General features: G+C 72.8%; 7 protein-coding genes and 1 pseudogene. 6 read left to right on the top strand and 2 right to left on the bottom strand.

Going from position 1 to position 7454, the window contains the following annotated elements:
* Positions 1 to 326 (top strand): annotated as a pseudogene (locus tag SACPADRAFT_RS24515) (ADP-ribose pyrophosphatase); the annotation flags it as partial.
* Positions 327 to 378: 52 nt separating this feature from the next.
* Here the strand turns inward: SACPADRAFT_RS24515 and SACPADRAFT_RS0200580 are convergent.
* Positions 379 to 969, bottom strand: a complete 591-nt coding sequence (locus SACPADRAFT_RS0200580; RefSeq protein WP_007025687.1) for a hypothetical protein — start codon at positions 967 to 969, stop codon at positions 379 to 381.
* Between the two features lie 459 nt (positions 970 to 1428).
* On the opposite strand from SACPADRAFT_RS0200580, the gene SACPADRAFT_RS0200585 reads away from it, so the two are divergent.
* Both SACPADRAFT_RS0200585 and SACPADRAFT_RS0200590 read left to right on the top strand, forming a co-directional pair.
* Complete coding sequence (locus tag SACPADRAFT_RS0200585) at positions 1429 to 2190, top strand: lysophospholipid acyltransferase family protein (protein WP_007025686.1); 762 nt, start codon at positions 1429 to 1431, stop codon at positions 2188 to 2190.
* 43 nt (positions 2191 to 2233) lie between these two features.
* Positions 2234 to 2749 (top strand): polyadenylate-specific 3'-exoribonuclease AS, encoded by a 516-nt coding sequence (locus tag SACPADRAFT_RS0200590; RefSeq protein WP_007025685.1) that lies wholly within the window; start codon positions 2234 to 2236, stop codon positions 2747 to 2749.
* A 137-nt stretch (positions 2750 to 2886) separates the two neighbouring features.
* Here SACPADRAFT_RS0200590 and SACPADRAFT_RS0200595 read toward each other — a convergent pair whose 3' ends face one another.
* Positions 2887 to 4011: a 3-deoxy-7-phosphoheptulonate synthase gene (locus SACPADRAFT_RS0200595; protein ID WP_007025684.1), complete on the bottom strand. Its 1125-nt coding sequence runs from the start codon at positions 4009 to 4011 to the stop codon at positions 2887 to 2889.
* 254 nt (positions 4012 to 4265) lie between these two features.
* Here SACPADRAFT_RS0200595 and SACPADRAFT_RS0200600 point away from each other — a divergent pair, with 254 nt between their 5' ends.
* The 3 genes from SACPADRAFT_RS0200600 to SACPADRAFT_RS24520 all read left to right on the top strand — a co-directional run.
* Complete coding sequence (locus SACPADRAFT_RS0200600) at positions 4266 to 5291, top strand: 6-phosphofructokinase (protein ID WP_007025683.1); 1026 nt, start codon at positions 4266 to 4268, stop codon at positions 5289 to 5291.
* 167 nt (positions 5292 to 5458) lie between these two features.
* Positions 5459 to 7000 carry an SLC13 family permease gene (locus tag SACPADRAFT_RS0200605; protein WP_007025682.1) on the top strand — a complete coding sequence of 514 codons (1542 nt, stop codon included), beginning with the start codon at positions 5459 to 5461 and terminating at the stop codon, positions 6998 to 7000.
* A gap of 30 nt (positions 7001 to 7030) precedes the next feature.
* A partial coding sequence (locus tag SACPADRAFT_RS24520; RefSeq protein ID WP_007025681.1) for a DUF2461 family protein occupies positions 7031 to 7454 on the top strand: 424 nt, incomplete at its 3' end.

The following is a 7454-nucleotide window of genomic DNA, read 5'->3' on the forward strand; positions in this document are numbered from 1 at the left end:
CGCTCGCGCGCACCGGTGCCGAACCGGGTGCCCTCGGCGTCGCGCTGGAGTCCGCGTGGCGGTGGTGGCCGCGGGTGACGCTGGTGACCGAGGGCACGGCGGCGGACGTGGCGGGCACCGCGGACGTCGAGGTGCGGGCGGCACCCGCCGACGCGGACGGCGAGATCGTGCGCACCGTGCGGGGGCTGCGCGCGGACCGACCACGCGACCACGTCGTGGTGGTCACCGCCGACCGGTGGCTGCGGGACCGGGCCCGCGCGGAGGGATGTGCCGTGACCGGGCCCTCGGCGCTGTGGCGGGTGCTCGACGCACTGCGCTCCCGGTGAACCCCGGCCCGGGTGAACCCACCCGGTGCACCCGGCGGAGGCCCCGGTCGTCTCAGACCTGGGCGCCGTTGTCGGGATCGGCGCCGTCCGGTGGGCCCTGACGGACGCGCAGCAGCGCCAACGCGATCCCGCTGGCCACCGCCAGCAATCCCAGTGGCAGCCCGAGGGAACCGCCGAGCCCGAACACGCCGGGAGCGGCGAGCAGGAGGATCCCGACCACGAAGAACAGCAGCACCACGAACGCGCCCTTGCGCGGTCGGGGGAGAGGCGGCGGCTCCGGGGGCACGAAGTGTTCGTCGTCGTCCGCGGGGTCGTCGCCGAACAGCGTGTCGTCCCAGTCGGTGTCGGTTTCGCGCCAGCCCGCGCCCGCACCGGGGACCGTTCCGCCCCCGTCGGCCCGGCGGGAGGTCCCCCGGCGCGGGGTGCCCGACCGGTCACCGGGGCCCGCTCCGGCGGTCCCGTCCGGGACGTCGTCGTCCCCGTCGACGTCCCGGGTCGTCCCCCCGGGTCCGGGGTCGTCGTCCGGGTCGTCGGCGAGCGCGTCCGCGTCCGCGCCGAGACCCTCCGCCCGCAGGTCCGCGACGATCCGCTCGAACGTGGCGTCGACGTCCTCCGGCCCGTCCGCGCCTGACGTAGGGTTCATCGGACACCCACCTGTCTGACCGAGTTCACGGAGTACCCGACGCGCCCGCGGATCCGCGCGTCGTGGTCCGGGGTTGCCACGTGTGCGCCGCGCTCAAGCGCGGTCCCGGGCCCACCGGTACGGGGAAGCGGCGCGGCGGGGCAGAGCACAGGCATGCCCGGTCGTCCTTCCGTCGAGCTGTGTCCCCCCAATGTTCGCACGGACGGGAGGTCCCGCGAGGCGGTACCGTGAGGGTGATGGCGGGAGGGACCGGGGCGTTCGGCGTCGCCGGGGACACCGCGGGTCCGGTTCGCCGCCGCGGCCACGCCGACACCGGTGTGCCGGGACGCTGTGATCTCGATCGCCGTGGTCGGTGCCGCCGGGTGCCGCGGTTGTGCCGTCTCCTCGGGGATTCGTAAGCTGACCGGTCGGCGGCTCCGGCGCCGCCGTTCGTCGTGCGCACCGAGGAGGGACCCCGCAGTGCTGTATTGGTTCATGAAGTACGTGCTGCCGGGGCCGGTGATGCGGCTGTTGTGGCCCGCCAAGGTCACCGGGCTGGAGAACATTCCCGACGAGGGCGGGGTCATCCTCGCGGGCAACCATCTGGCGGTCGCGGACTCGTTCTTCATGCCGTTGCGGGTCTCCCGCCGGGTGACCTTTCCGGCCAAGCAGGAGTACTTCACCGAGCCGGGCCTCAAGGGCAGGCTCAAGAAGTGGTTCTTCTCCGGGGTCGGCCAGTTCCCGATCGACCGCTCCAGCGGTTCGGCGGCCCAGGCCGCGATCGACACCGCCGTCCGGCTGGTGCGTGAGGGGCGGTTGCTCGGGATCTACCCGGAGGGCACCCGGTCGCCCGACGGCAGGCTCTACAAGGGCAAGACCGGCGTCGCACGGATCGCCCTGGAGTCGCGGGCCCCGGTGGTTCCCGTCGCGATGGTCGGCACCGAGAAGGTCAACCCGATCGGTTCGCGGCTGTGGTGGCCGCGCCGCATCGAGATCCGGTTCGGCACGCCGCTCGACTTCTCCCGGTACGAGGGGCTGTCCGGGGACCGGTTCATCGAACGGTCGATCACCGACGAGATCATGTACGCGCTGATGGAACTGTCGGGTCAGGAGTACGTCGACGTCTACGCCGCGAAGGCCAAGGAACTGCAGGCCGCCGGGCAGGCCGGGGCCCGTCCCGCGGTCCCCGCGCAGGGCGGTGCGGGCGAGGCCGCCCGGATCCCGGAGTCGAAGGCGAGCTGATCCACCCGGCCGGGGCCGGTGCCCCGTCGAGTACCGTGCCCGCGTGCGGTTCTTCTACGACACCGAGTTCATCGAGGACGGCGTGACGATCGACCTGGTCTCGATCGGTGTCGTGGACGAGACGGGACGCGAGTTCTATGCCGTGTCGACGGAGTTCGACCCCGCCAAGGCGGGCCCGTGGGTGCGCGAGCACGTGCTGACCAAGCTCCCCCCGCCCGGGGACCGGGCGTGGCGCGGGCGGGAGCGCATCCGTGCCGACCTGCTCGACTTCTTCGGCGAGCCAGCGGAGGGGATCGAGCTGTGGGCGTGGCTGGCGGCCTACGACCACGTGGTGCTCGCGCAGCTGTGGGGGCCCATGCCGGCGATGCCGCGTGTCCTCCCCCGCTTCACCCGCGACCTGCGGCAACGGTGGGAGGACCTCGGCAGGCCCCGGCTGCCGGGCGCACCCGACGACGCCCACGACGCCCTGGCCGACGCCCGCCACAACCTCGAACGCTGGCGCGTCCTCGAACAGGTCCGCCAGGACCTCACCCGCCGTCGCGCCTTCCCCACCCGGTAGAGGTTGTGCCGTGAAGGCCCCCTTCCCTGCCTGTGCCGCCGTGAAGGCCCCCTTCACGGCACCTGACGCAGCGAAGGCCCCCTTCACGGCATCCGGCGCAGGGAAGGGGGCCTTCACGGCACCGTCCGGCGGGGCCGTCAGCGGCGCCGGGCGCGGACGGCGGCGGCGAGCTCGTCCAGGAGGGTGGCCGTGGTGGGCCAGTCCAGGCACGCGTCCGTGATGCTGCGGCCGTAGGTCAGATCGTCCGCGTGGCCGAGGGTGAGATCCTGCCGCCCGGCCTCCAGGAAGCTCTCCAGCATCACACCGGCCACACCGGGCTCGGCCGTGCCGACGCGGGCGGCGAGCTCGCGCACCACGTCGGCCTGCCGCTGGTGGTCCTTGCCGCTGTTGCCGTGGCTGGCGTCCACGAGCACCCGTTCGGGCAGGCCGGACGCGCGCAGCCGGGTGCGGGTGTCGGCGACGGTGTCCGGGTCGTGGTTCGGTCCCCCCGAGCCGCCGCGCAGGATGACGTGGCAGTCCCGGTTGCCGGACGTCGTCAGCAGCGCGGCGAGGCCGTCGGCGTTGACCCCGGCGAACACGTGGCTCGCCGCGGCCGCCCTGGTGGCGTCCACGGCGACCTGCACGTCGCCGTCGGTCGAATTCTTGATCCCTACCGGCATGGACAGGGCGCTGCACAGTTGCCGGTGCACCTGGCTGGCCGCGGTGCGCGCGCCGATGGACCCCCAGGTCACGGTGTCGGAGAGGAACTGCGGAGTGATCGGGTCGAGGAACTCGGTCCCGACGGGCAGGCCGAGCGCGGAGATGTCCAGCAGCAGCCTGCGCGCCGCCCGGAGCCCCTTGTTGACGTCGTAGCTGCCGTCCAGGTCCGGGTCGTTGACCAGTCCCTTCCAGCCCAGCGTCGTGCGCGGCTTCTCGAAGTACACCCGCATCACGACGTGCAGTTCGTCGGCCACGGTCGCGGCGTGCGCGGCCAGCCTGCGCGCGTAGTCCAGGGCGGCGGCCGGATCGTGCACCGAACACGGGCCGACGACGACCAGCAACCGGTCGTCCCGGCCGTCGAGGATGTCGACGACGTCCCGCCTGCCCTGGGCGACCGTCTTGGCGACCCCGGGGTCCACGGGGTGTTCCTGACGCAGCAGGGCCGGGGAGAGCAACGGGCTGACACCCGTGATGCGCTGGTCGTCCAGCGTGTGCACCGGGTCGGTGTGGTCGGAGGCGTCCACCGCGGTCGCGGGACGGTCCGGTTCGGCCGTGGGGGTCATGGGCTTCCTTTCCACAAGCCGCCCCGACCGTGACCGCCGAGCCGGCTTGTCGTCGTCCGGCTCGGAATGGTCGGTGGTCAGCGCACGCCGTCGCCGACCGGCCCACCCCGGGCCGGCCCGCTAAACCAGAAAGCGAAGCGCTGCACGGACCGGACCCTACCAGGCCGGTGGTCCGCTGCACCGATCAAGACCCCGCCGGGATAGGCTGGCGACCGGAAAATGTGACGGAGGACAACCGGAGAGGTGTCGTGGTGATGCGAGTCGGCGTGCTGACCGGTGGGGGCGACTGCCCGGGGCTGAACGCGGTGATCCGCGCGGTGGTGCTGAAGGGCATCGAGACGCACGGTTGGGAGATCTTCGGTTTCCGCAGCGGCTGGCGCGGGGCCATCACGGGGGAGGGGCGGTGGCTGACCCGCGACGACGTCGAGGGCATCCTCACCCGGGGCGGTACCATCCTCGGTTCGTCCCGCACCAACCCCTACAAGGAGGAGGGCGGTGTCGAGGCGATCCGGTCGGTGGTCGCCGACAAGGGCATCGACGCGATCATCGCGATCGGGGGCGAGGACACGCTCGGCGTGGCGAACCGGCTCACCGCGGACGGGGTGCGGGTCGTCGGCGTTCCGAAGACCATCGACAACGATCTCGCCGCCACCGACTACACCTTCGGCTTCGACACCGCGGTGCACATCGCCACCGAGGCCGTCGACCGCCTGCACACCACGGCCGAGTCGCACCACCGTGCCCTTGTGGTGGAGGTGATGGGCCGGCACGCGGGCTGGATCGCGCTGCACTCCGGCCTGGCCGGGGGCGCGAGCGTCATCCTGGTGCCGGAGCGCCCGTTCTCCGTCGACACGGTCGTCGAGTGGGTCCGGCGCCGGTTCGAGCGGGAGTACGCACCGATCATCGTGGTCGCCGAGGGGGCGTTGCCGGAGGGCGGGGCCGAGGTGCTGCAGACCGGTGAGACGGACGCCTTCGGGCACGTCCGGCTCGGCGGGGTGGGCAACTGGCTGGCCGACGAGATCGCCCACCGTACCGGCAAGGAGTCCCGCGCGGTCGTGCTGGGCCACACCCAGCGCGGCGGCACCCCGACCGCCTACGACCGGGTGCTGGCCACGCGGTTCGGCCTGCACGCGGTGGACGCCGTCGCCGACGGGGACCAGGGCGTGATGGTGGCCCTGCGCGGCACCGACATCGTCCGGGTGAAGCTGGCGGAGGCCACCGCCGAGCTGAAGACCGTACCGCCGGAGCGCTACGCCGAGGCCGAGGTCTTCTTCGGCTGACGGTTCCCCCACCTCCCTTCCCCCGGCCGGCCCCGGGACGCGGCGACCCCCGCCAGTGTTCCGGGGCCGGCCGGCGGGGGAGGGCGCGACCGCTTCTCCCTCACTCGTCGGTGTGATCGACCGACGCCGATGCGCTACGTTGCGCACACTCGGCGTGGAGGTGCGTGATGGCGGAATCCGTCCGGGGCGAGGCCAGGGGCGAGGCGCGGGGTGCGGGCGGCACCGACACCGGCGGCGGGGAGACCTCCGGGGTGCGCAGACAGTGGACCGGGATCGTGCTCGGCCCCGTGCTGGCCGTGCTCACCTACCTGCTGTTGCCGACGAGCCTGTCCCCGGACGGCCGGGTGACCGCCGCCGTCGCGGTGCTGATGGCCGTGTGGTGGGTGACCGAGGCGTTGCCGTTGGCGGTGACGGCCCTGTTGCCGCTCGTGCTGTTCCCCTTCCTCGGCGTCGGGGAGATCGGCGAGGTCGCGGCCCCGTACGCCGACGACATCATCTTCCTGTTCATGGGCGGGTTCCTGATCGCCCTGGCGATGCAGCGCTGGAACCTGCACCGGCGGATCGCGTTGCGCACCGTGCTGGCCGTGGGGACGGGACCGGTGCGGCTGGTCGCGGGATTCATGCTCGCCACGGCGTTCATCAGCATGTGGGTCAGCAATACGGCCACCGCGGTGATGATGCTGCCGATCGGGGTGTCGGTGCTCGGGTTGGTCTCCCAGCTGGGCGACGGCGAGGGCGATGCCAACTTCGCCACGGCGCTCATGCTCGGCATCGCCTACGCGGCCTCGATCGGCTCGCTGGCCACGATCATCGGTACGCCGCCGAACACCCTGCTGGTCGGCTACCTGGAGGAGAACTTCGACATCACCCTGACGTTCGGGGAGTGGATGCTGTTCGGGCTGCCCGTGTCGGCGGTGTTCCTCGTGCTCGCCTGGCTGGTCCTGACCCGTGTGGTGTTCCGGCCGCGCCTGCGCTCCCTGCCCGGCGGCCGCGAGCTGATCCGCGGCCAGTTGCGGGAGATGGGGCGGATGAGCCGGGGCGAACGCAACGCGCTGGCCGTGTTCGTGCTCGCGGCCGTGTCCTGGATCGCCATCCCGGCGCTGGCCGACGTCGACGCGGTCGCCGGGGCGGTCCCGTGGCTGGGCAACGTCTCCGACGCGGGCATCGCGATGACCGCGGCCGTGGTGCTGTTCCTGCTGCCCGTGGACGCCCGCGCCGGGGTCCGCACCCTCGACTGGGACACGGCCAAGACCCTGCCCTGGGGCATCCTGCTGCTGTTCGGGGGTGGACTGAGCCTGTCCACCCGGTTCACCGACACCGGCCTGAGCGAGTGGATCGGTGAGCAGGTCGGCGGGCTGTCCGTGTTGCCGCTGATCCTGCTGGCCGCCGCGGCGGCCCTGCTCGTGCTGATCCTGACCGAGCTGACCAGCAACACCGCCACGGCCGCGGCGTTCCTGCCGATCCTCGGCGGGGTCGCCGTGGGGCTCGGCCACGGGCCGATGGTGCTCGCCGTGCCCGCCGCGATGGCCGCGACCTGCGCGTTCATGCTGCCGGTCGCGACCCCGCCGAACGCCATCGTCTTCGGGTCCGGCCACGTCCGCATCGGGCAGATGATCCGGGGCGGGGTGCTGCTCAACGTGCTGGGGCTGGTGCTGATCACTCTCGCCGCGTACACCCTCGGCGCGTGGGTCCTCGGCCTCGCCTACTGAGCCCGGACCGGACCGACGTAGCGTGGGCGCATGGCGTTCACCGGTTTCGGCGAGTACGCGATCGACTTCTTCGACGGGCTCGTGGTGGACAACTCGAAGGCCTACTGGCAGGAGCATCTGCCCACCTACACCACCGACGTCCGGACGCCGATGGAGGCGCTGCTGGCGGAGCTGCTGGAGGAGTTCGGCGACTTCGGTGAGGGCAAGGTGTTCCGCCCGTACCGGGACGTGCGCTTCGCCCGGGACAAGAGCCCGTACAAGACGCACTGCGCAGCGGTCGTCGAACGGGGCCGGGGCGGTGGCGCGTTCTACGTCGAGGTCGGCCCGGCGGGGCTGCGCGTCGGCGGCGGCTGCTTCCACCTGGCTCCGGACCAGCTCGCCCGGTTCCGCCGGGCCGTCGACACCGACGTGCACGGCGCGGAACTGGCCGACCTGGTCGCGGAGCTGCGCGGCG

Source organism: Saccharomonospora iraqiensis subsp. paurometabolica YIM 90007 (assembly GCF_000231035.2).
In the GTDB taxonomy this organism is placed as follows: Bacteria; Actinomycetota; Actinomycetes; order Mycobacteriales; family Pseudonocardiaceae; genus Saccharomonospora; species Saccharomonospora paurometabolica.

Bases quoted from the DNA above. Each gene is read 5' to 3' on its own strand.
- SACPADRAFT_RS0200595 (WP_007025684.1), bottom strand. From the start codon at position 4,011: ATGACCCCCACGGCCGAACCGGACCGTCCCGCGACCGCGGTGGACGCC.
- SACPADRAFT_RS0200580 (WP_007025687.1), bottom strand. From the start codon at position 969: ATGAACCCTACGTCAGGCGCGGACGGGCCGGAGGACGTCGACGCCACG.
- SACPADRAFT_RS0200600 (WP_007025683.1), top strand. From the start codon at position 4,266: ATGCGAGTCGGCGTGCTGACCGGTGGGGGCGACTGCCCGGGGCTGAAC.
- SACPADRAFT_RS0200605 (WP_007025682.1), top strand. From the start codon at position 5,459: ATGGCGGAATCCGTCCGGGGCGAGGCCAGGGGCGAGGCGCGGGGTGCG.